At 63.2% G+C, this 26,433-nt stretch carries 30 protein-coding genes; 14 read left to right on the plus strand and 16 right to left on the minus strand.

The genetic code is table 11. The features are described from left to right. Positions 1 to 28: 28 nt before the first annotated feature. From WJS89_RS03320 to paaB, 3 genes are read right to left on the minus strand one after another with little or no spacing between them, the layout of a single operon-like run. A complete protein-coding gene (locus WJS89_RS03320; RefSeq protein ID WP_346339503.1) occupies positions 29 to 1,108 on the minus strand; it encodes a 2Fe-2S iron-sulfur cluster-binding protein in 1,080 nt (359 codons plus the stop codon). A gap of 1 nt (position 1,109) precedes the next feature. Then, on the minus strand, positions 1,110 to 1,961 hold the full coding sequence (gene paaC / locus WJS89_RS03325) for a 1,2-phenylacetyl-CoA epoxidase subunit PaaC (RefSeq protein ID WP_346339504.1): 852 nt from the start codon (positions 1,959 to 1,961) through the stop codon (positions 1,110 to 1,112). After that, entirely contained in the window at positions 1,961 to 2,248 is a 288-nt protein-coding gene (gene paaB / locus WJS89_RS03330; RefSeq protein ID WP_431993588.1) for a 1,2-phenylacetyl-CoA epoxidase subunit PaaB, read from the minus strand. Before paaB ends, paaC begins: the two co-directional genes overlap by 1 nt. Before the next feature lie 72 nt (positions 2,249 to 2,320). Between paaB and lysA the strand changes: the two genes are divergently transcribed. Next, positions 2,321 to 3,598: a diaminopimelate decarboxylase gene (gene lysA, locus WJS89_RS03335; protein WP_346339505.1), complete on the plus strand. Its 1,278-nt coding sequence runs from the start codon at positions 2,321 to 2,323 to the stop codon at positions 3,596 to 3,598. Here lysA and paaA read toward each other — a convergent pair. Further along, positions 3,595 to 4,602 (minus strand): 1,2-phenylacetyl-CoA epoxidase subunit PaaA, encoded by a 1,008-nt coding sequence (gene paaA / locus WJS89_RS03340; protein ID WP_346339506.1) that lies wholly within the window; start codon positions 4,600 to 4,602, stop codon positions 3,595 to 3,597. The two genes, lysA and paaA, sit on opposite strands and share 4 nt — an antisense overlap. 68 nt (positions 4,603 to 4,670) lie before the next feature. Here paaA and WJS89_RS03345 point away from each other — a divergent pair, with 68 nt between their 5' ends. Beyond that, the gene (locus WJS89_RS03345) at positions 4,671 to 4,883 is read left to right on the plus strand and encodes a hypothetical protein (protein WP_346339507.1); all 213 of its coding nucleotides are present in this window, start codon (positions 4,671 to 4,673) and stop codon (positions 4,881 to 4,883) included. A gap of 4 nt (positions 4,884 to 4,887) precedes the next feature. Beyond that, positions 4,888 to 5,664: a 2-(1,2-epoxy-1,2-dihydrophenyl)acetyl-CoA isomerase PaaG gene (gene paaG / locus WJS89_RS03350; RefSeq protein ID WP_346339508.1), complete on the plus strand. Its 777-nt coding sequence runs from the start codon at positions 4,888 to 4,890 to the stop codon at positions 5,662 to 5,664. A gap of 199 nt (positions 5,665 to 5,863) precedes the next feature. On the opposite strand, the gene WJS89_RS03355 is transcribed toward paaG, so the two are convergent. Further along, positions 5,864 to 6,265 carry a hypothetical protein gene (locus tag WJS89_RS03355; RefSeq protein ID WP_346339509.1) on the minus strand — a complete coding sequence of 134 codons (402 nt, stop codon included), beginning with the start codon at positions 6,263 to 6,265 and terminating at the stop codon, positions 5,864 to 5,866. 154 nt (positions 6,266 to 6,419) lie between these two features. Between WJS89_RS03355 and paaZ the strand changes: the two genes are divergently transcribed. Continuing rightward, positions 6,420 to 8,441, plus strand: coding sequence for a phenylacetic acid degradation bifunctional protein PaaZ (paaZ, locus tag WJS89_RS03360; RefSeq protein WP_346339510.1), 2,022 nt, complete (start codon positions 6,420 to 6,422; stop codon positions 8,439 to 8,441). An 86-nt stretch (positions 8,442 to 8,527) separates the two neighbouring features. Continuing rightward, positions 8,528 to 8,959: a CBS domain-containing protein gene (locus WJS89_RS03365; protein WP_346339511.1), complete on the plus strand. Its 432-nt coding sequence runs from the start codon at positions 8,528 to 8,530 to the stop codon at positions 8,957 to 8,959. Positions 8,960 to 9,035: 76 nt separating this feature from the next. Here the strand turns inward: WJS89_RS03365 and WJS89_RS03370 are convergent, their stop codons facing one another. Genes WJS89_RS03370 through WJS89_RS03390 form a run of 5 tightly spaced genes read right to left on the minus strand, consistent with a single transcriptional unit; the run spans position 9,036 to position 11,504 of the window. Continuing rightward, positions 9,036 to 9,584, minus strand: coding sequence for a F0F1 ATP synthase subunit B family protein (locus tag WJS89_RS03370; RefSeq protein ID WP_346339512.1), 549 nt, complete (start codon positions 9,582 to 9,584; stop codon positions 9,036 to 9,038). Next, positions 9,577 to 10,071, minus strand: coding sequence for a F0F1 ATP synthase subunit B family protein (locus tag WJS89_RS03375; RefSeq protein ID WP_346339513.1), 495 nt, complete (start codon positions 10,069 to 10,071; stop codon positions 9,577 to 9,579). Before WJS89_RS03375 ends, WJS89_RS03370 begins: the two co-directional genes overlap by 8 nt. A gap of 37 nt (positions 10,072 to 10,108) precedes the next feature. Further along, on the minus strand, positions 10,109 to 10,336 hold the full coding sequence (locus WJS89_RS03380) for a F0F1 ATP synthase subunit C (RefSeq protein ID WP_343343015.1): 228 nt from the start codon (positions 10,334 to 10,336) through the stop codon (positions 10,109 to 10,111). 29 nt (positions 10,337 to 10,365) lie between these two features. After that, the gene (locus WJS89_RS03385; RefSeq protein WP_346340073.1) at positions 10,366 to 11,121 is read right to left on the minus strand and encodes a F0F1 ATP synthase subunit A; all 756 of its coding nucleotides are present in this window, start codon (positions 11,119 to 11,121) and stop codon (positions 10,366 to 10,368) included. 35 nt (positions 11,122 to 11,156) lie between these two features. Next, entirely contained in the window at positions 11,157 to 11,504 is a 348-nt protein-coding gene (locus WJS89_RS03390) for an AtpZ/AtpI family protein (RefSeq protein ID WP_346339514.1), read from the minus strand. 165 nt (positions 11,505 to 11,669) lie between these two features. Here WJS89_RS03390 and WJS89_RS03395 point away from each other — a divergent pair, with 165 nt between their 5' ends. From WJS89_RS03395 to WJS89_RS03415, 5 genes are all read left to right on the plus strand, one after another. Beyond that, on the plus strand, positions 11,670 to 12,515 hold the full coding sequence (locus WJS89_RS03395) for a PdaC/SigV domain-containing protein (protein WP_346339515.1): 846 nt from the start codon (positions 11,670 to 11,672) through the stop codon (positions 12,513 to 12,515). A 91-nt stretch (positions 12,516 to 12,606) separates the two neighbouring features. Further along, positions 12,607 to 13,290 (plus strand): RadC family protein, encoded by a 684-nt coding sequence (gene radC, locus WJS89_RS03400; protein ID WP_346339516.1) that lies wholly within the window; start codon positions 12,607 to 12,609, stop codon positions 13,288 to 13,290. An 88-nt stretch (positions 13,291 to 13,378) separates the two neighbouring features. Then, entirely contained in the window at positions 13,379 to 14,698 is a 1,320-nt protein-coding gene (gene purB, locus WJS89_RS03405; RefSeq protein ID WP_346339517.1) for an adenylosuccinate lyase, read from the plus strand. Further along, complete coding sequence (locus WJS89_RS03410; RefSeq protein ID WP_346339518.1) at positions 14,695 to 15,228, plus strand: biliverdin-producing heme oxygenase; 534 nt, start codon at positions 14,695 to 14,697, stop codon at positions 15,226 to 15,228. Before purB ends, WJS89_RS03410 begins: the two co-directional genes overlap by 4 nt. Further along, positions 15,228 to 17,828 (plus strand): HWE histidine kinase domain-containing protein, encoded by a 2,601-nt coding sequence (locus WJS89_RS03415; RefSeq protein WP_346339519.1) that lies wholly within the window; start codon positions 15,228 to 15,230, stop codon positions 17,826 to 17,828. Before WJS89_RS03410 ends, WJS89_RS03415 begins: the two co-directional genes overlap by 1 nt. 27 nt (positions 17,829 to 17,855) lie before the next feature. Here the strand turns inward: WJS89_RS03415 and dnaJ are convergent, their stop codons facing one another. Together dnaJ and dnaK are read right to left on the minus strand one after the other, a co-directional pair. Next, positions 17,856 to 19,016 (minus strand): molecular chaperone DnaJ, encoded by a 1,161-nt coding sequence (dnaJ, locus tag WJS89_RS03420; RefSeq protein WP_346339520.1) that lies wholly within the window; start codon positions 19,014 to 19,016, stop codon positions 17,856 to 17,858. 52 nt (positions 19,017 to 19,068) lie between these two features. Beyond that, positions 19,069 to 21,018, minus strand: coding sequence for a molecular chaperone DnaK (gene dnaK, locus WJS89_RS03425; protein ID WP_346339521.1), 1,950 nt, complete (start codon positions 21,016 to 21,018; stop codon positions 19,069 to 19,071). Between the two features lie 258 nt (positions 21,019 to 21,276). On the opposite strand from dnaK, the gene WJS89_RS03430 reads away from it, so the two are divergent. After that, positions 21,277 to 21,558 carry a hypothetical protein gene (locus tag WJS89_RS03430; protein WP_346339522.1) on the plus strand — a complete coding sequence of 94 codons (282 nt, stop codon included), beginning with the start codon at positions 21,277 to 21,279 and terminating at the stop codon, positions 21,556 to 21,558. Between the two features lie 88 nt (positions 21,559 to 21,646). Here WJS89_RS03430 and fabG read toward each other — a convergent pair whose 3' ends face one another. After that, positions 21,647 to 22,384, minus strand: coding sequence for a 3-oxoacyl-[acyl-carrier-protein] reductase (fabG, locus tag WJS89_RS03435; protein WP_346339523.1), 738 nt, complete (start codon positions 22,382 to 22,384; stop codon positions 21,647 to 21,649). Continuing rightward, the gene (gene fabD / locus WJS89_RS03440; protein ID WP_346339524.1) at positions 22,384 to 23,310 is read right to left on the minus strand and encodes an ACP S-malonyltransferase; all 927 of its coding nucleotides are present in this window, start codon (positions 23,308 to 23,310) and stop codon (positions 22,384 to 22,386) included. The genes fabG and fabD overlap by 1 nt, the downstream gene beginning before the upstream one ends. Positions 23,311 to 23,497: 187 nt before the next feature. Here fabD and WJS89_RS03445 point away from each other — a divergent pair, with 187 nt between their 5' ends. Beyond that, positions 23,498 to 24,100 (plus strand): outer membrane beta-barrel protein, encoded by a 603-nt coding sequence (locus tag WJS89_RS03445; protein ID WP_346339525.1) that lies wholly within the window; start codon positions 23,498 to 23,500, stop codon positions 24,098 to 24,100. 106 nt (positions 24,101 to 24,206) lie between these two features. On the opposite strand, the gene WJS89_RS03450 is transcribed toward WJS89_RS03445, so the two are convergent. After that, on the minus strand, positions 24,207 to 24,974 hold the full coding sequence (locus WJS89_RS03450) for an SDR family oxidoreductase (RefSeq protein WP_346339526.1): 768 nt from the start codon (positions 24,972 to 24,974) through the stop codon (positions 24,207 to 24,209). Positions 24,975 to 25,050: 76 nt separating this feature from the next. Continuing rightward, entirely contained in the window at positions 25,051 to 25,671 is a 621-nt protein-coding gene (locus WJS89_RS03455; RefSeq protein WP_346339527.1) for a glycosyl-4,4'-diaponeurosporenoate acyltransferase CrtO family protein, read from the minus strand. Between the two features lie 170 nt (positions 25,672 to 25,841). Here WJS89_RS03455 and rpsF point away from each other — a divergent pair, with 170 nt between their 5' ends. After that, the gene (gene rpsF, locus WJS89_RS03460) at positions 25,842 to 26,198 is read left to right on the plus strand and encodes a 30S ribosomal protein S6 (protein WP_346339528.1); all 357 of its coding nucleotides are present in this window, start codon (positions 25,842 to 25,844) and stop codon (positions 26,196 to 26,198) included. Continuing rightward, positions 26,198 to 26,422, plus strand: coding sequence for a 30S ribosomal protein S18 (gene rpsR / locus WJS89_RS03465; RefSeq protein ID WP_343343048.1), 225 nt, complete (start codon positions 26,198 to 26,200; stop codon positions 26,420 to 26,422). Before rpsF ends, rpsR begins: the two co-directional genes overlap by 1 nt. Positions 26,423 to 26,433 lie beyond the last annotated feature (11 nt).

The following is a 26,433-nucleotide window of genomic DNA, read 5'->3' on the forward strand; positions in this document are numbered from 1 at the left end:
GACCCAAGGCGGGCTTTGCGTAAAGGCGTCAGGCATCATAATCGACGCGCACATCGTCGCCGACCGGGACGGACTGGCAGGTCAATACGTAACCCGCTTCGATTTCGTCGTCGGTCAGCCCGTAGCGAGCCCCTTGCTCGACATCGCCCTGCGTGACTTTCGCGCGGCAGGTGGCGCACACGCCGGCCTTGCAGGCGTACGGAGCCGGAAGGCCGGCCGCACGCGCGCTGTCGAGGATGTTGTCGCCGTCGAATTCGACCTTTCGCGCGCGCCCGTCGAGCGTGACCCAGAAGGTGTGGCCCGCCGCTTCCTGCTTGGCGGCGGCGACCTTCTGCGCTTGACCCGCTGACGGAGCCGACGCGGTGAAGCGTTCGATATGGATACGGTCCTTCTCGACATTCCTTTCGAGCAACGCAGCTTCGGCCGCGTCCATCATCGGGCCCGGGCCGCAGATGAAATAGCCGTCTACCGCTTCGGGATCATCGAGCAATGTCTCGATGACCGCGTCGCACGTGGCGCGGTCGAGCATGCCGTTGAACAGGTCGACGTCGCCTTCTTCGTCGGAGAGAAAATGGAACGGCTGGAACCTTGAAAGGTAGCGGTCCTTCAAATCGGAAATGCCGTCGAGGAAAATGACGCTGGAACTGTCGCGATTGCCGTAGAAGAGCGTGAAGTGCGACTTGGGCTCGACCGACAGCGCGGTGCGCACCAGGCTCATGATCGGCGTAATCCCGGACCCGCCCGCGAAGCCGACATAATGCCGGGCCGGGGCGTCGGGATCGAACGCGGTGGTGAAGCTGCCGTGCGGTGGCATCACCTCCATCGTGTCGCCGATGGACAAGTGATCGCCGACCCAGTTCGAAAAGCGTCCGCCCTGGATGCGTTTGACGGTGACCTTTAGCTGGTCCTCGTGCGGAGCGACGCAGAGCGAATAGTTTCGGCGCAATTCCTCGCCGTCGACGTCGGCCTTGAGCGTGAGGTGCTGGCCGGCCTTGAAGGCGAACAGCGGCTTGTGCTCGTCGGGCACGTCGAACCGGATCGAATTGGCGTCCTGCGTTTCGCGGACGATTTCCGCGACCCTCAGAGGAATGAAGTGGTCCTTGCTCATGCTACCACTTCGCATCCGGATAGGTGCGCGGAAGATATTGCATCACGGCAAGCAGATGCCCGAGATGTTCGGAATGGTGACCGCGGCGACCGCCGAGAATAGGACGGTGCTCATCTGGGACTTCGAGCGTCGCTTCGGAAAAGGTCTCGGCAATGGCGGTGCGGAATTCATCCTCGAAGTGGCGAGGATCGACCGCAATCCCGCGTTCGACGAGATCTTCCAGGTCGTCCGTCACTTCGAACAATTCGGGCAAGAAACGCCAGTTCCAGTCTATGCCGGCGATCATCTTTTCGCGGCTTTCTTCAGTCCCGTCGCCGAGGCGTATCACCCAGTCCCGCGACAGATCTCGGTGATAGGCAACTTCCTTGACGCTCTTGGCGGCGATGCCCGCAATCGCTTCGTCCGACGATCCGGCAAGGCGCTGGAGCAGCATGTGTTGCCAGGTCGAGAAGAGGAACTGGCGCGCCATCGTCTGCGCGAAATCACCGTTCGGCTGCTCGACCAGAAGGCAATTGCGAAAATCGAGCACATCGCGATGGAAGGCGAGCGCGTCGGCATCGGCGGCGTCGCCATGCTGCGCGGCGAGGCCGAGCCAGTTGGTCGCCTGACCGATGAGATCAAGCCCCATGTTGGCAAGGCTGAGGTCCACTTCCACCGAGGCTGCATGCCCTGCCCATTCGGACAGTCGCTGTCCGAGGATCAGTGCATCGTCGCCGAGCATCGTCACATAAGCGGATGTCGCTTCGTCATGTGCGCCGGCGGTGGGCGTGTCGAATTCGCCCTGCGGCTTTCCCGCATCCTTTGCTTGCGCTTTGGCTTCGTCCTTTTCGGAAATCGTCGGCAGGCTCGGCATCAGATATGTTTCACCTCGTCGGGAATTTCGTAAAAGGTCGGGTGGCGGTAAATCTTGTCTTCGGCCGGTTCGAACACCTGGCCGCTCTCGTCGGGGTCGCTCGCCACGATATGGTCGGACTTCACGACCCACAGCGAGATGCCTTCCATCCGGCGCGTGTATGTATCGCGGGCGTGGTTGAGCGCCATGTCCTTGTCGGGCGCATGGACGCTCCCGACGTGGCGATGGCTCAATCCGCCTTTCGCGCGCACGAACACTTCCCACAGCGGCCAATCCGACATCGTCATACCCTTTCCAACGTTCGCGCCTGCATAGGGATGCGTCGGGGAACAACGCAAGCCGCCGTCCCTTCATCCGGCATGGCCAATCCCCGCTCGCTCCCCCCCGCCTTCGTCAATCGCGAAGGACATCTCCATTGCGAAGAGGTTTCGCTAAAAACCATTGCCGAGGAAGTGGGGACGCCCGTGTACGTCTATTCCGCGGCGCTCCTGCGGGGAGCGGCGCGCGAAATGACGGGGGCGCTCGATGGTCTCGTCGATCCGGTCATTGCCTATGCCGTCAAGGCCAACACCAATCCCGCGGTGCTCAAGCTGCTCGCCGACGAAGGGCTGGGCGCGGACATCGTGTCGATCGGCGAATATCGCCATGCTCGCACCGCGGGGATGGCGATCGACAAATTGTTGTTTTCAGGCGTCGGCAAGACCCGACCGGAAATGGAAGAAGCGCTGGCGGGCGGTCTTCTCCAGTTCAATGTGGAATCGATGGAGGAGTTGCGCGAACTCTCGGCGGTGGCCGAGGCCGTGGGCAAACAAGCCCCAGTAGGTTTGCGCATCAATCCCGACGTCGCCGCGGGGACGCACGCAAAGATTACGACCGGGACGGCAGATACGAAATTCGGCATTCCGGCCGCACAGGCGCTGGAAGCCTTCCGGCTCGGCAGGTCGCTCCCGGGGATCGACCTCAAGAGCATCACGATTCACATCGGCAGTCAGCTGACCAGCCTCGATCCGCTCGAACGCGCATTCGCGCGGCTGGGGGAAATCATCGCGACATTGCGCGACGACGGTATTCACCTGTCGATCGCCGATCTTGGGGGTGGCCTCGGTGTCGACTATGGCCCCGACCAACCCGAACCGCCATCGATCGCCGAATATGGTGCCATGGTGAAGCGCGCTACCCGCGATTGGGACCTGCGCCTCGTGTTCGAGCCCGGCCGTTCGATCGCGGGCGAGGCCGGCGTCCTCCTGTCGCGTGTCGTGCGCATCAAACCTGGCGAACATGCGCCCTGGCTGATCGTCGATGCCGCGATGAACGATCTCATGCGTCCCACGCTTTATGACGCCTATCACCACATCGAAGCGGTCCGACCGGGAGGCGAAACGACGCGCTACAATGTCGTGGGACCGGTTTGCGAAAGCGGCGATACGTTCGCGCGTCGCCGCAGCATGGACCATGTCGCGCCGGGCGATCTCATCGTGTTCAGAACCGTCGGCGCCTACGGCGCAGCCATGTCGAACGGATACAACAGCCGGGCGCTGGCACCTGAGGTGCTCGTCGATGGCAACCGTTGGGCCGTGGTGCGCAAACGGATCGATCTCGCCGAAGCGAGCCGCGTCGACTTGCCGGACTGGCTTTAAGCGACGGCCTTGGCCTCCTTCTTGGCCTGGTAGGCGTCTGCGGCCTCGCGCACCCACGCCTGGCTTTCCCAGGCCTCGCGCCGCGCCTTCATGCGCTCCTTGGCGACGGGACCTTCGCCGCGCACGACGGCATAGAATTCTTCCCAATCGATCGCGCCGAAGTCGTAGCCGCCCTTGTCATCGTTCCATTCAAGGTCGGCGTCCGGGACTGTCAGGCCGAGATACTCCGCCTGCGGGACGGTGATGTCGACGAATTTCTGGCGAAGTTCGTCGTTGGTCTCTCGCTTGATCCGCCAGCGCATCGAACGCTCGGTGTTAGGAGACTTGTCATCGGGCGGGCCGAACATCATGAGGCTCGGCCACCACCACCGATTGAGCGCGTCCTGCGCCATGCGCTTCTGCTCCTCGGTGCCGTTGGCGAGCGCGATCATCGCTTCATAACCCTGCCGCTGGTGGAAGCTCTCTTCCTTGCAGACGCGCACCATGGCGCGGGCGTAGGGGCCATAGCTCGTGCGCTGAAGCGGCACCTGATTCATGATCGCAGCACCATCGACCAGCCAGCCGATCGCGGCGATATCCGCCCAGGTAAGCGTGGGATAATTGAAAATAGTGCTGTATTTGGCGCTCCCATCGTGCAGCGCTTCGATCATCTCCTCGCGGCTCGTGCCCAACGTCTCGGCAGCGCAGTAGAGATAGAGGCCGTGCCCCGCCTCGTCCTGCACCTTGGCGAGCAGGATCGCCTTACGGCGCAGGCTCGGCGCACGGGTGATCCAATTGCCCTCCGGAAGCATGCCGACGATCTCGCTGTGCGCATGCTGCGAAATCTGCCGCACCAGCGTCTTGCGATACGCCTCGGGCATCCAGTCCTTGGGCTCGATAAACTCGTCCGCCGCGACCCGCGCCTCGAAGGCGTCGATGAGATGCTGCGGCTCGGCCTCGCCGATCTGCGTGACCTTGGCGCCCTTGTCCGGGCGGTTTTGCTTGTCGAGTTCGGTTGTATACATACGTCCTAAATAGGCGAAGGAGCGCGCCGGTTCAATTCGTTCCGAAGGCGGTAGGAGTATCTGACGCGATGATGCGAGAATGCCCGAAGTGCCAGTCGATGCAGATCGAGGAGGGATATGTCCCCGACAATGGCTATGGCGCGATCCATGCGCCTGCCTTTCATCCGCGCGCGCCGGACAAGAAATGGTACGGCATCAAACATGACAAGAAGGCCCTGATCCCCATTCGCACATGGCGCTGTACCCGTTGCGGCTATCTGGAGAGCTATGCCAAGGGATGAGGCTATGACCGACACCATCCTTCTCACTCGCGACGCGCATGTCGCAACGATCACGCTCAACCGGCCCGACCGGCTCAACAGCTTTACGGCGGCGATGCACGAGGAGCTTCGTGCGGCGCTCGACAAATGTGCGGATGCGCGGGTGGTCGTGCTGACGGGCGCGGGGCGCGGATTTTGCGCGGGGCAGGATCTCAACGACCGCAAGGTCGCGCCGGGCGAACGCGTCGATCTGGGCGAGACGGTCGAGGCGAGTTGGAATCCGCTGATCCGCCGGCTGGCAGAAATGGAGCAGCCGGTGCTGTGCGCGGTCAATGGCGTGGCAGCGGGTGCGGGGGCAAATATCGCGCTCGCCTGCGACCTGACCTTTGCCGCGACGAGCGCGAAGTTCATCCAGAGCTTTTCCGCGCTGGGACTGATCCCGGATAGCGGGGGAAGCTGGCACTTGCCTCGTCTGGTGGGCCAGCAACGGGCGTTGGGTCTGGCACTGACAGGCGAGCCGATCATGGCAGAAAAGGCGGCCGACTGGGGCCTTATCTGGAAGGCCGTGCCCGACGAAGCGTTGATGGACGAGGTCATGGGGACCGCGCAAAAACTTGCCGCTCTTCCCCCACTTGGTCTCGCCGCGATCAAGAAGCTGATCCGCACCAGCGGGTCACGCACGCTCGACGAAGAACTCGACCTGCAGCGCGACGAGATGCGCCGCCTGGGGTTCACCAAAGATTATGCCGAAGGCGTCGCGGCGTTTCTCGAGAAGCGAAAGCCGACGTTCAAAGGCGAATAAAGTTTGCGCGCTTGCGCTAAGGCGGCTGGTTGCAAGCTTCGGGATGAAGGCTCCGGGGCGCTCCTCTGCGAGGAATGATGCTCCAAGCGCGAGCGCTTCAACCGAACCGACGTGCGCCGCGCGTGAGATGCCGACGAACTGTTTCCGACTTTCGCTCCCACCGGCACGCTCTGGTGCGCGCAAGACAGCCGGATGGCAATCAAAAGCCCAGCATGGCGCCGATCGCCGTCACGCCCGTGTCGAGCGCCTGCGCCAGTCCGACGCCGGTCAGGAGCCCTGCCAGGGCGATCACGATGCGGCTGCCGGCCGACCCCTGCTGTTCGTCCATTCTGGATCCGATTGCTGCTTCTCTGCCTGCCTCCCAGCGGGCGAAGCGGCGGTCGGCGTGGCGCTGCGTCATCATCGCGGCGCGCGCGTCCTTCCGAACGGGCCATTCGTCCGCGGACAGGCTCGATTGCGGTCGGCTGGCCGCGAAGGCACGGCCGTGTGCGATGGCAACGAGCGAGCGCGTCTCTTCCGCCCTGCGGGGGAACGGGCGCTCGTCGTCGGGCAGATCCGCCGCCGGTCGTGTGGCGGGAGTGAAGCGGTGCTGCATGTCCATGGACGACTATGTACGCCAAATGCTCTGCCCTAGCGCGCACAAGCGGGTCCGTTTCGGAGGGAACCGCTTCGCCGGGCGGACGCTTGGCGGGGGTGGCACGCTGGGCTAGGCATCGGCGCGCTGATCGCAATTCCCAGTCCTGAAGGTGATGCCCATGAAGACCCCTGCCCTGCTCAATTATGCAATGGACGGCTGGAAGGAAGGCGCGGGCGATCTGCGCACCATTCCCAGCGCGATCGACGGCAGCGAGGTGGCCCGAACGGGGTCGGACGGGCTCGATTTCGCGGCCATGCTCGATCATGCCCGGAATGTCGGCGGGCCGGCGCTTCGGGCGATGACCTTTCACGAGCGGGCATGGCTTCTGAAGGACCTGGGGCTCGCGCTCATGGAGCGGAAGGAGGAGCTCTACGCGCTCAATCCGCATTCGGGCGCGACGCGCGGGGATGGGTGGATCGATATCGACGGCGGCGCACTGACGATGCTCAGCTATTCCTCGACGGGGCGAAAGAAGCTTCCCGACGCACATGTCTGGCTCGACGGCGAGCAGGAGGCGCTGGCGAAGGAGCCTGGCTTCGTCGGCCAGCACATCATGACGCCCAAGCAGGGCGCGGCGGTGCATATCAACGCCTTCAATTTCCCCGTCTGGGGGATGCTCGAGAAGATGGCGCCGACGCTGCTGGCGGGGATGCCCTGCATCGTGAAGCCCGCGACCGCGACGAGCTATCTGGCCGAAGCGGCGTTCCGGATCCTGATCGAGACGGGAAAGCTGCCCGAGGGCGCGGTGCAGTTGATCGTCGGCGGGGTCGGCGACCTGTTCGAGCATCTCGGCGGGCAGGACGTGGTGAGTTTCACGGGCTCGGCGGCGACCGCAGGCAAGCTCAAGAACCATCCGACGGTGCTGCGCGAAAGCGTGACCTTCGTGGCCGAACAGGATTCATTGAATGCCAGCGTGCTGGGGCCCGATGCGGGGCCGGAATGCGCCGAGTTCGACCTGTTCGTGAGCGAAGTCGCCCGCGAGATGACGGTCAAGGCAGGGCAGAAATGTACCGCGATCCGTCGCGCGCTCGTTCCCGCAGCGCAGTTGGACGCAGTCGAGGCCGCGCTCAAGGAAAAGCTGTCGAGCCTGACGATCGGCGATCCGCGCGAGAAGCAGACGACGCTGGGAGCGCTGGTCTCGTGTAGCCAACGTGAGGACGTCCGCGAAAAGATCGGTGAGCTGGTCGCGGGCGGCGCGCGGATCGTGCATGGCGATCCCGACGCCGAACGGGGCGTTGCGGGAGGGGCGTTTATCGACCCCATCCTGCTGCGCGCGGACGATCCATGGGCGGCCGATGCGGTTCACGATGTCGAGGCGTTCGGGCCGGTGGCGACGATCATGCCCTATCGCGACCTCGACGATGCGATTGCGCTGGCGAACCGCGGAATGGGTAGCCTTGCGCTATCGATGTTCAGCCATGATCCGGTAGCGGCGGGGCAGTTCGTGCGCGGCGCTGCAGCCTTTCACGGGCGGATGCTCGTCATCAACCGCGACAATGCGAAGCTGTCGACCGGGCACGGCTCTCCCCTCCCCGTCCTCGTTCACGGCGGACCGGGACGCGCGGGCGGTTCGGAGGAGATGGGTGGCCTCAGGGGGCTGCACCACTACATGCAGCGCACGGCGATCCAGTCGACGCCCGCGATGATCGCCGCGATTTCGGAGCAATATGTTGCCGGCGCGCCCAAGACCAAAAGCGAAGTCCACCCCTTCCGGCTGACGATGAGCGAGTTGGACCTCGGGCAGACCTTCTTTTCGGACACACGCGAGGTCACCGTCGCGGACATCGAACATTTTGCCGAGTTCACCGGCGACAACTTCTACGCGCACATGGACGAGGAGGCCGCCAAGGCGTCGCCCATCTTCGAGGGGCGCGTGGCGCATGGCTATCTCATCCTGAGCTTTGCGGCAGGACTGTTCGTCGATCCCGATCCGGGTCCCGTGCTGGCGAATACGGGGCTGGAGGATCTGAAGTTTCTCACACCGCTCTACCCGGGCGACACGATGCGCGTGGAGCTGACCGTCAAGTCCAAGTCCATCAAATCCGAAGAAACGGGCGTAGTGAAGTGGGCCGTCGAGGTCTTTAACCAAAGAGACGAAGCCGTCGCGACTTACACACTGTTGACCGAAAACACGCCCTGATCGCGGATCGACTACCGCCTTTCGTCCATTGATTTGGTGAATGCGGCGCGCATCGGCGCGTCCACCAAACAAAGGGAGTTAGTCATATGCAGATCGATCAGATCATGACCAAGAATATCAAAACCGTTTCGCCTTCGTCGAGCGCGAAGGACGCGGCGAGTTTCATGCTGTCGGAAGACACGGGCTTCGTGCCGGTTTGCGACGGGCAGAAGCTGGTCGGGACCATCACCGATCGCGATATCGCCGTGCGCGGCGTCGCGTCGGGCAAGGGTGCCGATTGCAGCGTTTCGGAACTGATGAGCGACAGTCCCGAGTGGGTGTCGGCGACTGACACACTCGAAACGGCTGCGAAGAAGATGAAGGAATGTCAGGTACGCCGTCTACCAGTGATCGGTGCGGACCAGGAACTGGTTGGCGTCATCAGCCTCGGTGACATCGCGCGTGAAACCGGACAGAGCTATGATGAAATGGCGCTCGAAGGCGTGAGCGAGAAGGGTAGTCTGCACCAGCAGAGCTAGATTGCTCGAGCACTTAGCAAAAAGGGCCCGGAGGCAGTGCGCTTCCGGGCCCTTCTTTATTCTCCGATCACTGCGATCAGTTCAGTCTCGTGATCGCCTCGTCGATGAGTTTTGCATCCATCGACTCGTCGGCCTTGGCAGCGATGATCTGTTCGGCAGCGGCTTTGGCAGCCATCGCAGTCTTGGCCTTGAGGTCGGCGACGGCGGCGCGCTGTTCGGAAGCGATTTTGGCTTCGGCCATGGCCTTCTTTCGCTCTACCATGTCCTTGGCGTCGGTTTCCGCCTTGGCGATGATCGCGGCAGCTTCCTCGTCGGCACGAGCGCGGATGGCGGCGGCGTCCTTCTCGGCGGCCTTGGCCTTCCCCTCATATTCGGTGCGCAGCGCCTCGGCTTCCTCGCGAAGCTGTTTGGCTTCGTCGAGCTGCTCGCGGATCGCCGCGATCTTGGCATCAAGGCTCTTGCCGATCGCGGACGGCACTTTCTTCCAGACCATCAGAAGGATGACGAGCGCCATGGCGATCGCGACCCACACGGCGCCATCGGCGAAATAGCTCGTATAGCCTTCCTCGTGCGTCGTGATCGGCAGCTCGGTAATGGGCTCGCCGGGAGGGTTCTGGCTAGCCATGCTGCAGTTCCTTCTTGACCGCGGCGCTGGCGGTACGCTTGTCGACGGTCAGGCCCGATACCTTGGCAATCATCGCCTGCGTCGCTTCGGCGGCAATTGCCTCCAGTTCGGCGAGCGCGGTCTGGCGCTGGGTGATCAGCTCGTCCGCGGCGGCGGCGAGCTTCTTGTCGATATTGGTGTCGGCGCGCTTGACCTTGGCGGCGGTGTTCTTCGCCGCTTCGGCCTTGGCCTCCGCATTGGCCTTCGCGGCCTCGCTACGGGCGGCATCGAGGGAGGCGCGATAGTCCTCCTCGAGCTTGTCCGCCGCGTCCTGCGCATCTTGGGCCTCCTTGAGGTCGGCCGCGATCTTGTCGTCGCGCATGTCGACCGTCTGCTGGATCTTGGGCAACATCCCATAGCCGATGAAGACCAGGATGGCGCCGAAGAATACCGTCAGCCAGAAGATCTGCGACGCGTAGATTTCCGCGATTTGCGCAATTTGCGGCATGAACCGACCTCAATAAGGACCTTGAATGCTTCGACGCTTAGGCGACGAAGAGCAGGATGATCGCGACGACGAACGCGAGCAGGCCGAGAAGTTCGGCGGCGGCGAAGCCGATGAACAGGCGGCCCTGCTGGCTGTCGGCGGCGGCCGGGTTGCGCAGCGCGCTCTCGAGGAACGAGCCGAAGACGTTACCCACGCCGATGGCGGCCATGCCGGCGCCGATGGCGGCGAGACCCGCACCGATCAGTTTTGCAGCTTCTGCGTCCATGATAAAACTCCCAGTTGAAATGTCAGTGATTAGTGAAGATTGATCGCGTCGTTGAGATACAGCGACGTGAGCAGGGCGAAAACATAGGCCTGGATGCCGGCGACAAGGATCTCGAGCATCGAGACGCCGATCATCAAAAGCATCGAGGGAAGGCTGACGACCGCGAGCGTCGCGATGCCGCCCGCCGAACCGTTGATGACGAAGCCCGCGAGAACCTTGAGCAGGATGTGTCCTGCGGTCATGGCCACGAAGAGACGCAGGCCGAGGCTGATCGGGCGGAACAGGAAGCTGAACAGCTCGATGAGGAAGATGAGCGGGATCATCAGCTTGGGCGTGCCGTGGGGCACGAACAGGCTGAAGAAATGCAGGCCGTGTTTGGCGAAGCCGACGATCAGCACTAGCGCGAAGCTGACCACGGCGAGAACGCCGGTAATCGTCAGGTGGCTCGTCACGGTAAAGGCGTGCACGCCAAACAGCGCCGTCGGGAAAAGACCGAGCAGGTTGGCGAACAGGATGAACATGAAGAGCGAGAAGACATAGGGCACGAAGGCGCGACCGTTCTTGCCGATGTTCGTGTCGATCATGTCGGTGATGAAGCCGGTGAAACCTTCGACCGCCATCTGCCAGCGACCCGGGATGAGATCGCGCTTCAAGCCGCCGAGCATGAAGATCGCCAGGACGCCGAGGGTAACCGCCATCCATGCGGCCGAATTGGTGAAGGGAATCTGGTAGCCTGCGATTTCCCAGTTCTCGCCGAACAGGGGATGCACCTCGAACTGGTACATCGGATCGATCTTGCCGCCTTCTGCTTCGCCAGCCACTAGTCGTTCCCGTCTTTGCCGAACCCGCTACCCTGCGTGCTCGAAAACTTGATGATGCTCCAGAAGCCGCCCACGATCCCGAGGATCAGGCCGACCACCAGACCGATGTTGCCCGTGCCCGCGAAGCGATCGACCATCCAGCCGACCAGCCCGCCGCCAAACAAACCGCCGAGGAGATAGGACAGAACCCGCGATCCGGCCGCCTCGTTCTTGTCGGGCGGGGCGCGGTTGGCTCCTGTCCGCTCCGCTTCGCGATCCTGTGCTCGTCGCAGTCGCTCTTCGAGCGAATCGATCCGCGCATCCTCGGGAAGCTTTGGCGCTTGCTTGTCGGGTTCGTCCTTGGACACTCGTTCCTCCCGTAAACCAAGTGCCAGCGTTTCGGGCGAAAGCTGGCACCAGGAGCCGGGGCTTTGAAAAGACAAGCCCGAAAGGCAGCGCCCCTTTATGAACCGAGGCCTCCAGTGTCAACCGCAAGGGGCGGAACAACCGGGTGGTTTTTGCGCTTGCCCTGCATGAGCTTCTTCACCCCTCGCGCGTCCGCATCGCGGACCGCCCTCGTTGCCTCGCTCGCTCTTCTCGTTGCTGCCTGCGGGGACGCGGACGCCAGCGATAGTGCCACGCCCTCCCAACCAGCGCCGTCCGATCCGCCGGTTTCGATCAGCGATCCGCCGGCGCCCGAGGCCAGGCCGACCGCCGTACGGATCGTCGAACAGGATGCGCTCGTCGACTTTACCTACGCATGGCCTGCCGAAGCGACCGCGGTCGACGCGATCGACGAGCGGTTCCGGGAGGAAGCGCGAGCGGCAGAAGCCGACCTTCGCCGTATTGCCGGCGAAGAACGAAAGGCACGTGCCGAGCGGGGCGACGAGTTCAACGGCCTCTTCGGTTCGACCGAGTGGGAAAGCGCGGGTCGCTCCGACCGCCTCCTCAGCCTGCTCGCGAGTGTCTCGAGCTACACCGGCGGGGCGCACCCCAATAGCGGCACGGCCACGCTGCTGTGGGATCTCAAAGCCGGTAAAGAGATTCCAATCCGCCTCCTTTTCGGGAGGAATGCGAAACTGAAAGATGCGCTGAAGGCCCCCTTCTGCGCCCAACTCGAGGAGATGCGGGCTGAGAAGCGCGGGAATGTGAAGGTCGAAGGAATGTTCGGCGAGTGCCCCGACCTCGCGAGCGAAGTCAGCGTGGTGCCGACCGACCGCGACGGCAACGGCAAGTTCGAGCGGTTCACGCTCGTCGCCGACCCTTATGTCGCCGGTCCCTATGCGGAAGGCGAGTATCGCATGGAAATTCCGGTCGACGCGGTGATCTTCTCCGCGCTCGCACCCGAATATGCGGGCAGTTTCGAAAGCGCCGGCTAGGCTTGCGTTCGCGCTTCAGGACTCTATTCCTCATCCCCGCTCGGACATTCCCCCGGAAGCGGTGACGCTTGCGGGCTTGAGCGAGCGAGCGATGAACGACACCGACCCCGCTTCTCCTTCCGGCCACCGCGCGCGGCTGCGCACGCGATTTCTCGAAGAAGGCGAAGACGCCCTCCTCGAGCATGAGTTGGTCGAATATCTTCTGACCGTCACCAATGCGCGCGCCGACACCAAGTCGATGGCCAAGCGGCTGCTCACCCAGTTCGGCGGCTTCGTCCCCCTGCTCGATGCCGATGTCGGCACGCTTCGGGCCGAAGGCGTCAGCGATGCGCAGATCGGTGCGCTCAAGATCGCCGCCGCGACGGCGCGCAAGTTGCTCGAGCAAAAGGCGCGCGAAGACGATATTCTCTCGAGCTGGGACGCGCTCCTCGACTATCTCCATGCCAAGATGGCGTGGCGCGGGACCGAGGAAGTGCGCGCGCTCTTCCTCGACACCAAGAATCGCCTGATCGCCAACGAACGTTTGTGGGAAGGGACGGTCGATGAAAGTGCGGTCCATGTCCGCGAGGTCATGGCAAGGGCGCTCCAGCTCAAGGCGGCCGCGCTGATCCTCGTCCACAATCACCCCTCCGGCGACCCCACGCCCAGCCGCGCCGACAAGGCGATCACCCGTGACCTGGTCGAAGCCGGACGCGTCCTGCGGATCGCGGTCCACGATCACGTCATCGTGGGCGGCGCGCGGCCCCTGAGCTTCCGCCAACAAGGCCTGCTGTGAACAGGGGACGGCACCGCAGAAGGCACTGGTTGTAGGCGTGAAACGAGGCTGCTAGGCGGCGCTGTCCCTCACAGCCCGGAGTCCTCTCATGGTCCCCCGTTACGCCCGCCCGGAAATGACCGCCATCTGGTCGACCGAAAACCGTTATCGCATCTGGTGGGCGATCGAGGTTTTCGCGGCCGAGGCGATGGGCGAGATCGGGATGATCCCCGACGAGGATGCGCGCAAGATTCGCAAGGCATATGACGACGACGTTCTCGGCGAGATCGACGTCCCTGCGATCGACGCGATCGAGGCGGTTACCAAGCATGACGTGATCGCCTTCCTGACCTGGGCAGGCGAAAAGCTGGGGGCCGAACGGCGTTTCCTCCATCAGGGAATGACGAGTTCGGACGTACTCGACACCAGCCTTGCCGTGCAGATGACGCAATCGGCGGACTTGCTGATCGAGGGCATGGAGGCGCTTCTCGATGTCCTCAAGCGCCGCGCCTACGAGCATAAGGCGACCCCCACCATGGGGCGCAGTCACGGCATTCATGCAGAGCCGACGAGCTTCGGCCTCAAGCTTGCCGGTGCCTATGCCGAATTCGATCGCGGTCTGGCGCGGCTGAAGTCCGCAAGTGACGAAATCGCAACCTGCGCGATTTCGGGTGCGGTCGGCACCTTCGCCAACATCGATCCGCGGATCGAGGAGCACGTTGCAAAGGAATTGGGTCTGAGTCCGGAGCCGATTTCGACACAGGTCATCCCCCGCGATCGCCATGCCGAATTCTTCGCGACACTCGCCGTCATTGCCTCGTCCATCGAGCGGGTCGCGGTCGAGGTCCGCCACCTCCAGCGCACCGAGGTGCTCGAGGCGGAAGAGTATTTCTCGCCCGGCCAGAAGGGCTCGAGTGCGATGCCGCACAAGCGCAATCCCGTGCTGACCGAAAATCTCACCGGCCTTGCCCGCATGGTGCGCGCCTATGCGCTTCCCGCGCTCGAGAATGTGGCGCTGTGGCACGAGCGCGATATCTCGCACTCGTCGGTCGAGCGATTCATCGGCCCCGATGCCTGCATTACGCTCGATTTCGCCCTCGCGCGGCTGACCGGGGTGATGGACAAGCTCGTCATTTATCCCGATCGGATGCAGGCGAACCTCGACAAGATGGGGGGTCTCATCCATTCGCAGCGTGTCCTGCTGGCGCTTACCCAGAAAGGCCTCACGCGCGAGGAAAGCTACGCCATCGTCCAGCGCAACGCGATGAAGGTTTGGGACAGCGATGGACAGCTCAAGCTGCTGGAGCTTCTCAAGGCCGACGATGAGGTGGGCGCCCGCATGAGCGATGAAGAACTGGAAGCCCTGTTCGATCTCGACCATCATCTGGCGCGCGTGGACGTCATTTTCGACCGCGTTTTCGGGTCTTGAGCGCGCGCTTCACTCTCAGGGAGGCGACGTCCGAAGCGCACGAGACCCTCGATGCGATGATGGGCTCGCTCGATCTGTCGAACGCGGCAGATTATGCACGCTTCCTGCGCATCCAGGCGGCCGCTCTTCTTCCTTATGAAGCAGCGCTCGATCATGCCGGCGCTGCGCAGACCCTCGCCGACTGGCCGGCGCACCGGCGCGCAGCAAGCCTGCTCGGCGACCTCGATGCGCTCGACATCCCGCTGCCCAAGCCGGTGGCGGTTTCATCCGTCGTGGGAGAGCCCGACGTCCTCGGCACGCTCTATGTTCTCGAAGGGTCGCGGCTCGGCGGGAAATTGCTTGAGCGCCGAGTGCCGGATACGTTGCCGAAGGCGTTTCTCACCCATGAGTCACCCCTTGCATGGCGGGAATTCGTTGCGCTACTTGAACAAAGGTTAGCCAGCCCCGTTGATCGTGCCGTAGCGGTGCAGGCAGCGACGAAAACCTTCGATGCATTTTCCACGGCCGCGCGTGAGTATTTGGGGACGTAATGAACAAGGTCGAAGAGTTTGACGGCCCGGTAGATCTTACCAACTGCGATCGCGAACCGATCCACCAGTTGGGCGCGATTCAGCCGATCGGCTTTCTGCTGGCCTTGTCGCTTGACTGGCAGGTCATGCGTCATTCCGCGAATATCCGCGAGTTTCTCCCCCATGTCCCCGACGACCTTCTTGGCGTGCGGGTCGCGGATTTCTTCTCCGGCGAGGCGATCCATTCGCTACGCAACCGCCTGGCACTCCTTCGCGGTCCCGACGCGATCGAACGCGTGTTCAATATGACGCTCAGCGACAAGGTCGATACCAAGTTCGACGTCGCCGTCCACATGATCGACAACCAGGTGATTCTCGAGGCCGAGCCGGCGAAGGAAAAGGACTATGGCGACGCCACCGGCACGGTGCGATCGATGGTCGGCCGCCTCGACGGTCACGAGGAGATGGCGCGCTTCTTCAACGAAGGGGTGCGCCAGGTTCGCGCCTTGACGGGCTTCGACCGGGTGATGCTCTATCGCTTCGACCGAAGCGGTTCGGGCGAAGTCGTCGCCGAAGCCGCCAAGGGCTCCATCGGCAGTTTCATGGGCCTCAACTATCCGGCCACCGACATCCCCAAACAGGCGCGCGAACTGTACAAACGCTCGCTCCTTCGCGTCATCACCGACGTGAATTCCGCGCCGGTCCCGATCGTGCCCGAGCGCGACCTCGACGATCAACCGCTCGACCTGTCGATGTCGGTGCTCCGCGCGGTCAGTCCGATCCATATCGAATATCTGAAGAACATGGGCGTCGCGGCGAGCATGTCGATAAGCATCATCGTCGAAGGCGAATTGTGGGGGTTGATCGCCTGCCACCATTATTCGCCGCGCTGCCCGTCCTTCGAACGTCGATCGGTCGCCGAGCTGTTTGCCCAGCTATTTTCCATGCGTATCGAATCGCGCGAGCGTCAGGAAGTCATGCATCTGGAACGGCGCGCGCGCGACATGTCCGACCAGTTGCTCGGCGCGATCGCGACCGATGAATCGCTGCTGAGCGACCCGAGCTGGTTCGCCGAGATCATCACGAAGGTCATCCCGGCCGACGGCGTGGCCGTGTGGATCAACGGAAACTATGCCTTCTCCGGACAGACCCCCGACACCGAGCAGTTTGCGCGGATCGTCCGCGCGCTGAACGGGACCGCCTCTGGCCGGGTGTACACGACCGACCATATCGGCAGCCTCGTCGATGACGCCGACCAATATTCCGCGAAGGCGGCAGGCCTTCTGGCCATTCCCATCAGCCGCACACCGCGCGACTATGTCGTGCTGTTTCGCGAGGAACGGATCCGTTCGGTGCGCTGGGCGGGCAATCCGCAGAAACCTGCGAGCTACGGTCCCAACGGGATGCGCCTCCACCCGCGCCAGAGTTTCGAGGAATGGAAAGAGACGGTGGAGGGTCGTTCCAAGCCATTCGTACAGGTCGAACAGCGCATTGCCGAAACGCTCCGCGCGACGCTGATCGAGGTGGTGCTGCGCCTTTCCGACGAGGCAAGTGCCGAGCGCAAGGCCGCGCAGGATCGGCAGGAACTGCTGATCGCCGAGCTTAACCACCGGGTACGGAACATCCTGTCGCTCATCCGTGGCCTCATCCGCCAGTCGAAGCCCGACGAGAGCGTCTCGATCGAGGATTTCGTGCAAATGATCGACGGGCGCATCCACGCACTCGCACGCGCGCACAACCAGATTACCGAAGACCATTGGGGTCCGGCCGGCTTCCAGCAGCTTATCGACGCCGAAGTCGCAGCCTTTCTGGTCAATCAGGCCGACCGCGTGCGGAGCGACGGGCCCGCGGTCCTGCTCAACCCGCAGGCCTATTCTACAATGGCCCTCGTCATCCACGAACTGGTTACGAATTCGGCAAAATATGGGAGCCTTTCGGATTCGGGATCGGTCGATATCCGCTGGCGGATCGATGATGCAGGTCATCTTCAGATCCGCTGGGTCGAACAAGGCGGTCCGACGGTCAAGCCACCCACGCGCAAGGGCTTCGGCACGACGATCATCGAACGGTCGATCCCCTACGATCTGGGGGGCAAGGCGACGATGGAGTACAAGCCGGACGGTCTTGAGGCGACGTTCCTCATTCCGCCGCGTCACCTCACCCGTCATACGGGCGAGGAAGGCAAGCATGCGGTCACGCCGCGCGACGCGAAGCCGTCGTCGAAGGTCGAAGTCGAAACGGATGCCATGTCCAATGAGCGTCTGCTCGAGGACAAGAAGGTTCTGCTCGTGGAAGACAGCCTCATCATCGCCCTCGACGCCGAGGATATTTTACAGCGGCTGGGAGCACGAGAAGTCGTGACCGAAGCGAGTGTCGAGGGAGCTCTCGGGGCGATCGATCTCAACCAGTTCGATTTTGCGATGCTCGACATCAATCTGGGCGATTCGAACAGTTTCCCGATTGCCGACGTGCTTGCCGACAACGGAATAGATTTCGTGTTCGCGACCGGATACGGAGAGCAAGCCTCGATTCCCGAGGAGCATCGTCACCGGATGGTCTTCCAAAAGCCCTATACGATCGCCAATGTCTCCCGCCGACTGAGCGAGCATTTCGGTAAATAGTCCGCTGCGGACGCCGCCTCCGGCGCGCTAGAACATTTCCTTGATGCGACCGAAAAAGCCCTTCGTCGCGGGGCATTCGTCGCCCGTTTCGGTTTCGCGGAACTGACGGAGAAGGTCCTTCTGCTTCTTCGACATCTTCACGGGCGTCTCGACATGGATGCGCGCGACCATGTCGCCGCGACCCTTGGAATTGACGAGACTCATGCCCGCCCCCCGTTTCTGGAGCGTCTCGCCCGACTGGATGCCGGGGGAAATCTTGAACTGAACCTTCTCGCCATCGACGCCGGGCACTTCGACATCGCCGCCGAGCGCCGCTGTCGTAAAGCTGACTGGGACGTCGGCAACGAGCGTCGAGCCCTCGCGCATGAAGAGCGGGTGCCGTTTCATATGGACGAAGAGGTAGAGATCGCCAGCGGGAGCGCCGCGCACCCCCGCCTCACCCTCGCGCGCGACGCGGATGCGGGTCCCTTCGTCGACGCCTGCGGGTATGTTGACCGATAGCTTGCGCTTCTTGAGGACGCGGCCTTCGCCATTGCAGTGCGTGCACGGGTCGGCGACGACCTGCCCGGTGCCCATGCAGCCTGGGCAGCCGCGTTCGACCACGAAGAAGCCCTGCTGCGCACGAACCTTGCCCGCACCGCCGCAAGTTTCGCAGATAACGGGCCTCGACGTCCCGGCAGAGCCATTGCCTTCGCACGGTTCGCAGTCCGCCATCGCTTCGATGGTGATCGTCTTCTTGGTTCCCGCGAAGGCCTCTTCGAGCCCCAGGTCCAGATCGTAGCGCAGATCGGAGCCGCGACCGGGCGCAGGGCGCCGCCCGGCGCGACCGCCGCCGGCCATCTCGCCGAAGATCGAAGAGAAGATGTCGGAAAAGTCGGCTGCGCCGCCACCGCCCCCGAAGGGACCGCCCGCACCGCCGCCGCCATTCTCGAACGCGGCCTTGCCGAAACGATCATAGGCCGCACGCTTCTGCGGATCCTTGAGGACTTCATATGCCTCGCTGATCGCCTTGAAACGCGCTTCCTGATCGGCACACCCCTGATGGCGGTCCGGATGCGATTCCATCGCCGCCTTGCGGTAGGCACGCTTGATCTCGGCGGCATCGGCTCCACGGTCGATACCGAGCAGATCGTAATAGTCGGTGTTGCTCACGAGAAATCCCCACGTCCGCCCGAACCGTAATGACATTCGGCGGGAGACGCTGGGCCCCCCGCCGTGTCATTGGATCGAACGGCGGACATCAGTCCGCTTTTTCGCTGTCGTTCTCGTCTTCGTCGACTTCGCTGAACTCGGCATCGACGACATCGTCGTCGGCGCTCGTGTCGGCAGCGCCGTCGGCCGTATCAGCCTGGGCTTCGGCACCCGCGGCCTGTTCGGCCTGGTAGATCGCCTGACCCAGCTTCATCGCTTCCTGCGCCAGCGCATCGGACTTCGACTTCACCAGTTCGGCGTCATCGCCTTCCAGCGCTTCCTTTGTCTCGCGCAGCTTGTCCTCGATCGCCGATTTGGTTTCGGCATCGACCTTGTCGCCATGCTCTTCGAGCTGCTTTTCGGTCTGGTGCACGAGGCTGTCGGCCTGGTTGCGGACTTCCGCCATCTCGCGGCGCTTCTTGTCCTCGTCGGCAAACTGCTCGGCTTCCTGCACCATCTTCTCGATGTCGTCGTCCGACAGACCGCCCGAGGCCTGGATGCGGATCTGCTGCTCCTTGCCCGTGCCCTTGTCCTTGGCGGACACATTCACGATGCCGTTGGCGTCGATGTCGAAGGTCACCTCGATCTGCGGCACGCCGCGGGGAGCCGCGGGAATGCCGACGAGGTCGAACTGGCCGAGCATCTTGTTGTCGCTCGCCATCTCACGTTCGCCTTGGAAGACCCGGATCGTCACCGCATTCTGGTTGTCGTCCGCGGTCGAGAAAGTCTGAGACTTCTTCGTCGGGATCGTCGTGTTGCGGTCGATCATCTTGGTCATGACCCCGCCGAGCGTCTCGATGCCGAGCGACAGCGGCGTCACGTCCAAGAGAAGCACGTCCTTGACGTCGCCCTGCAGCACGCCCGCCTGGATCGCCGCGCCCATGGCGACGACTTCATCGGGGTTGACGCCCGTGTGCGGCTTCTTGCCGAAGAATTCCTCGACCGTCTCGCGCACCTTGGGCATGCGGGTCATGCCGCCGACGAGCACGACTTCGTCGATCTCGCTGGCCGACACGCCTGCATCCTTCAATGCCTTCTTGCACGGCTCGAGCGTGCGCTTGATGAGGTCGCCCACCAGCTTTTCGAGGTCCGAACGGGTGATCGTTTCCACGAGGTGGAGCGGGGTGGACGAGCCACCTTCCATGCGCGCGGTGATGAAGGGCTGGTTCACTTCGGTCGTCGAGGTCGACGACAGTTCGATCTTCGCCTTCTCGGCCGCTTCCTTGAGGCGCTGCAGCGCGAGGCGGTCCTTGCGAAGGTCGATGCCTTCCTTCTTGTTGAACTGGTCGGCGAGATATTCGACGATCGCGGCGTCGAAATCCTCACCACCGAGGAAGGTGTCGCCATTGGTCGATTTCACTTCGAACACGCCGTCGCCCAGCTCGAGCACCGAAATATCGAAGGTCCCGCCACCAAGGTCGTAGACCGCGATGGTGCTGTTGCCTTCCTGCTTGTCGATACCATAGCCCAACGCCGCCGCGGTCGGCTCGTTGATGATGCGCAGCACTTCGAGACCCGCGATCTGGCCGGCGTCCTTGGTTGCCTGGCGCTGCGCGTCGTTGAAGTAGGCCGGCACGGTGATCACCGCCTGGCTGACCGTCTCGCCGAGATACGCCTCGGCGGTTTCCTTCATCTTTTGGAGGATGAAGGCTGAAATCTGCGAGGGCGAGAAATCCTTGTCGCCCGCTTTCACCCAGGCATCGCCGTTCGAACCCTTGACGATCTCGTAGGGCACCAACTCGGTGTCCTTCTTCGTCACGGGGTCGTCGAACCGGCGGCCGATCAGGCGCTTGACCGCGAACACGGTGTTGTCGGGGTTGGTCACCGCCTGGCGCTTGGCCGGCTGGCCGACGAGGCGCTCGCCGTCCTTGGTGAAGGCGACGATCGACGGCGTCGTGCGCGCGCCTTCCGAATTCTCGATGACCTTGGGCTTGCCGCCTTCCATGACGGCGACACAGCTGTTGGTGGTCCCAAGGTCGATGCCGATAACTTTGGCCATGTATACTTCCCTCTCTTCTCGGGTCCCCCGTGGCTCCGCACGGCTGCGGCCCCGAAATTGAACTTCGGCAGGCGATATAGGTGGCCCAAAAGAGGCATCAAGGGCGGCGGCCAGGATCGCTCGCCATCGAGAGGTCCTCGGCCGCAATTGCGAAAATGGTTAACTTGTGATAAATCCGGAGGGTCAGCTAGACGCTGTGCCACCAACATTTGATGACCCGCCTAGCCGACTGCCTTTCAAGCCAAAGGGAGACGGCACATGACCGAGTATGGTAGGCTTATCGCTTATAATGACGACCATCACGCTGGTGTGATCGAGGCCGAAGACGACGGTGCCGAAGTCATCGTCGACCGAAACGATCTGAAGGAAATCGGTCAGACCGACCTCAAACGACACTGCCGCGTGGCGTTCGATCGCGAAGAGCAGGACGATGGGCATCTCCATGCCAAGGACGTGACGATGCTCCAGCCGATCGGGGCCGGACCAACGCATCGCCACATTTGCGATAAGCGTTGGAACCGCACGCTCGTCTCCTATTGACGCTTCGTCGACCGGGCTCGTGGCTCCATGTCGAGCCGACGCGCTACCGGACGCATTGCCGCGCCAACAGCCGAACGCTAGGCGCGCCCTAGGGCATCGCCATCCCGCCGTTCACGTGCAGCGTCTGGCCGGTGATGTAACTGGCCTCATCGCTGGCGAGATAGGCCACCGCTGCGCCGATATCGGCACCCGCACCCATGCTGCCCATCGGGATCCGCGAAAGAATCGCCTCGCGCTGCTTGTCGTCGAGCGCATCCGTCATGGCGCTGGCCATGAAGCCCGGCGCCACGCAATTCACGGTGATGTTCCGGCTCGCAACTTCCTGCGCCAGCGCCTTCGACATGCCGACGAGACCCGCTTTCGCTGCGACATAATTCATCTGACCCGGATTGCCTGTCTCGCCGACGACCGAGGAGATATTCACGATCCGTCCGCCGCGCGCGCGCATCATCGGCTTGACCGCCGCGCGCATCAGCCGGAACGCGGCCTCGAGGTTGACCTTGATGACCGCATCCCACTCCTCGTCCTTCATCCGCATCGCGAGATTGTCGCGCGTGATCCCGGCATTGTTGACGAGGATATCGAGCTTGCCGAGCTGCTCGACCGCGGCGGGGACGAGGCCGTCCACGCTCTCGCCGTTCGACAGGTCGGCGACCAGAGTGACGTGATCACCACCGAGATCCGCCGCGAAGGCGTCGAGCTTCTCCTGGTTGGAGCCGGACAGCGCCAGACGCGCGCCCTGCGCGGCCAGCGCTTTTGAAATCTCGCTGCCGAGGCCGCCGGAGGCGCCAGTGACGAGAGCGGTTTTGCCTTCGAGTGAGAACATCAGACTTCCTTCGCAAATGCTTCGATGTCGGCCATCGAGACGAGGCTGACGGTTTCCACGTCGCCCAACGTCTTCTTGACCATCGGCGAGAGGACTTTCCCCCCAACTTCGACGAAGCGGGTCACGCCGGCCTCGCCCATCGCCAGCACGCACTCGCGCCAGCGGACGCGGCCGGTGATCTGTTCGACGAGATGTCGCTCGAGCGTCGCCGCATCGCGCGCCGCGCTGGCAGAGACGTTCTGCATGACGGGGATGCTGGCATCCGAGGGTCCGTTCACCGCGAACGCTTCGGCCATCCGATCCTGCGCGGGCATCATCAGCGCGCAATGGAAGGGCGCCGACACGGGCAGCAGGATCGCGCGCTTGGCGCCCATGTCCTTGGCCAGCCTGACCAGCCGCTCGATCGCCGCCTTGTGGCCCGAGACGACCACTTGCCCCGGATCGTTGTCGTTGGCGACCGTGCAGACTTCGCCTTCCTCGGCAGCCGCTTCGGCAATTTCGGACGCGCGCGTCACGTCGACGCCGAGGAGCGCCGCCATCGCCCCCTCGCCCACCGGCACCGCCGCCTGCATCGCATCGCCACGAATGCGCAGGAGCTTCGCCGTAGTGGCGAGATCGAAACCGCCCGCAGCAAAAACTGCGCTATATTCGCCGAGGCTGTGGCCTGCGACGAAGCTCGCCTTGTCGGCGACATTCACGCCCAAGGTCCGCAGCACCGCAATCGAATGCGCCATGATGGCAGGCTGCGCATTGGCGGTCAGCGTCAGTTCGTCCTCGGGGCCCTCGCGCATCAGCTTCGCGAGGTCCTGCCCCAAAGCGTCGTTCACTTCCTCGAAGGTGTCGCGTGCGACGGCGCTGGCACCGGCGAGTTCGCTCCCCATGCCGACCTTCTGGCTCCCCTGACCGGGAAAAATATAGGCGTCCATAAACATGCTCTCCTGTCGTGCCCGTCGCCTAAATCCTGCCGTCCCGCGACGCAAGGCAGGCCGTTCGTCGAAAGTATAAGTTTCAGAATGGAACCTTTAACCGTCGCGTCGATTGAGCAGCGACCCCATGGCCGCGGAAGCCGAAGTTTGGTTTCGTCAGTCGGCTGAATTTTAGGACTAACTTATTATGATGAAAAAGATTTTGCTCAGCTGCGGCGCTGCGCTCGCGATGGCTTCGACCCCCGCTCTCGCGCAGGACGCCGCCTCGGGTCCCGACATCTACGTCGGCGGCCAGGTCGGTTATCACCAGATCGACGAGATCGATTTCAACGAGATCGGCATCGACGCGCAGACCGACATCGACAGCGTCATCTACGGCGCCTTCGGTGGCGTGACCATTCCTTCCGACAGCGGCATCCAGTTCGGCGTCGAGGGCAACTACATGTTCGGTGACGATGCGATCGATCGCGAATATGGCGTCGCCGCGCTCGTCGGCAGCAACATCGGCACCAACAGCCGGATCTTCGCCAAGGGTGGGTATCAGTGGGTCGATTTCGACGTCACCGACATCGCGCTGGAATCGGCCGATGATCTCGGCATCGTCGGCGCCGATCGCGACCTCTTCGTTGGCGACGTGGAAAGCTATCTCGACGGCGACGACATCGGCAGTGGTTATCTCCTCGGCGTCGGTGCCGACATCGGCGTCGGCCCGGGCTTCCTGCGCGTGGGCGTCGATACGATCGAGTTCGACACCGTACGAGCCACCGCGGGCTTCGGCTTGAAGTTCTAAGCGGCTTGGCGAGCGGCCCGCTCCGGCGGGTCGCTTCGCTTCATGAAAAAAGGGGCCGGCGGCGTAGTGCCACCGGCCCCTTTTTGTTTGTTTTCTGTCGGGGCGATCAGCGAAGGATCATGCCGCCATCGACGACATATTCGCTACCGTTCACGTAGGAAGCGTCGTCCGACAGCAAGAAGGTCGTCACCGCCGCGACTTCCTCGGGATTGCCGAACCGACCCAATGCGACCTGCTGCTTGATGCGCTTGGCCATTTCCTTCTTGTCTTCCTCGTCCATGCCGCCCGATTCCTCGGCGAACTTGGCCATGAAGCCCGTGTCGATCGGCCCGGGCGCCACAGAGTTCACGCGGATCTTGCGCTCACCCAGTTCCTTCGCCCAGCTGCGCGCGAGTGCCGAAACGCTGGCCTTCGTCGCGCCATAGACGCCGCCGCCCGGCATCCCGCTATGGGTGGCCACGCTGCCCGTGAGCAACACCGCCCCGCCGTCCTTCACATGCTCGGCAAGCTGCGCCATTTGCAGTACAGGACCGCGCACGTTCGTATTCATCATGCGGTCGAAGGTTTCCTGCTCGGTTTCGCCCGCCGGCGTGCGCCCGCCGTAGCCCGCGTTGAGATAGAGGCCGTCAACCTGGCCCATCTGGTCCTTGACCTTGGATGCGAGTTCCTTGGCGGCCTCGGGGTCCGACGCGTCGTTGCGAAGCACGAGGCTTCCCGACGGAAGTTCGCGCCCTGCCTGGTCGAGATGGTCCTGGCTATGTCCGGTAACCGCGACCTCGCCGCCCTCTTCGACGATCCGCTTGGCGGTCGCCAGACCGATACCGTTGGTGCCGCCGGTGATGAGGATGCGTTTGCCCTCGAAGCGATTGCTCATGAATTTTCTCCGTGATTGGTGGGTTCCAATCCGCAACGGAGTTTCGCGCGACGCCGTTCCGGCGATTCGCATTTGATCAGGCAGACCGTTCGAATGCTGCGTGGACGGCCGCAGGGCGCAACAGAACGATCCGTGCTCGCGTGGCGCGCTGGAGAAGCATCGGAAGCAGGTTCACGAGGACGTTGCCCACCAGGAGCCCGATCGCCCACGCCGGCCAGCCTCCGATCCAGCCTGCGATGCTGGAACCGACACCGAACCACCAGAAGCCGTGATGCGCCCGTTCGGAGGTGAAGCTGCGCCGCGCCGCCGCCTCCAACGCATCAGCGCCGACATGGACGCGATAGCCCGGAAAACGCGCACGGACCTTGCGGTTGATGCGATCCCCATCGGTAATGATGGCGCGGAGCCGATCCGCCCCTAATAGCCGATAGAGCCGATGTTCCACACAAAGCGAGCGTGGCACGTACCAGCCCCGCGGAAGCAATGCGACCGCGAAGCCCATCGCGATCGCCAGCGCGAGCAGCGGTGTGACGCTTGCCTCGAACGGCGGCGCATCGGCCGACCGCATTCCGTAGGCGCGGAGCCAGAAAAGGATGAGAATGCCCAGCCATGCGCCGAAAAGGCCGTGCGGCAATGCGTTGAGCTTTCCTGCATAGGCTTCGGCGGCCTCGCGCCTCTCGTCCGGAATTTCGGCCATCGAACGGTATCCCCCCAGTGCCTTCGCCCTTGCCATCGCTTCCCTTTTCGGGCAAGTGCGCCCTCGACCGGACGGGGCTGCCCGCTTCCGGCCATAACGTATGACGACAGCCGGAGGGGTGGTGCGCATGGTGCGGCCATCAGCGATCGGCCAACATGTGAGAAAATGATATGGCTCTTTACGAGCATATCTTCCTCGCGCGTCAGGACCTTGCGCAAGCGCAGGTCGACACGCTGACCGAGGAAGCGTCCAAGATCATCACCGACAATGACGGCAAGGTGGTCGAGACGGAAAACTGGGGCGTCAAGTCCCTCGCCTACAAGATCCAGAAGAACCGCAAGGCGCATTTCGTGATGCTTCGCCTGGACACGCCGCCGGCCGCGATCGCCGAGCTCGAGCGCCAGACCCGCATCAACGAAGATGTCGTTCGCTACATGACCATCCGCGTCGACGAGCATGAAGAAGGCCCGTCCGCGATGATGCGCAAGAACGAACGCTCCGAGCGCAAGAAGAAGGAGCGCAGCTAATGGCCCGTCCGTTTTTCCGTCGCCGCAAGTCCTGCCCCTTCTCGGGCAACGACGCGCCCGTCATCGATTACAAGGACGTCCGCCTGCTGCAGGGCTTCGTGTCCGAGCGCGGCAAGATCGTCCCCAGCCGTATCACCGCCGTCAGCGCCAAGAAGCAGCGCGAACTCGCCAAGGCGATCAAGCGCGCGCGTCACATCGGCCTGATGCCGTACGTCGTTAAGTAAGGAGAACTGAT

This window comes from Sphingomicrobium aquimarinum (genome assembly GCF_039655735.1).
In the GTDB taxonomy this organism is placed as follows: Bacteria; Pseudomonadota; Alphaproteobacteria; order Sphingomonadales; family Sphingomonadaceae; genus Sphingomicrobium; species Sphingomicrobium aquimarinum.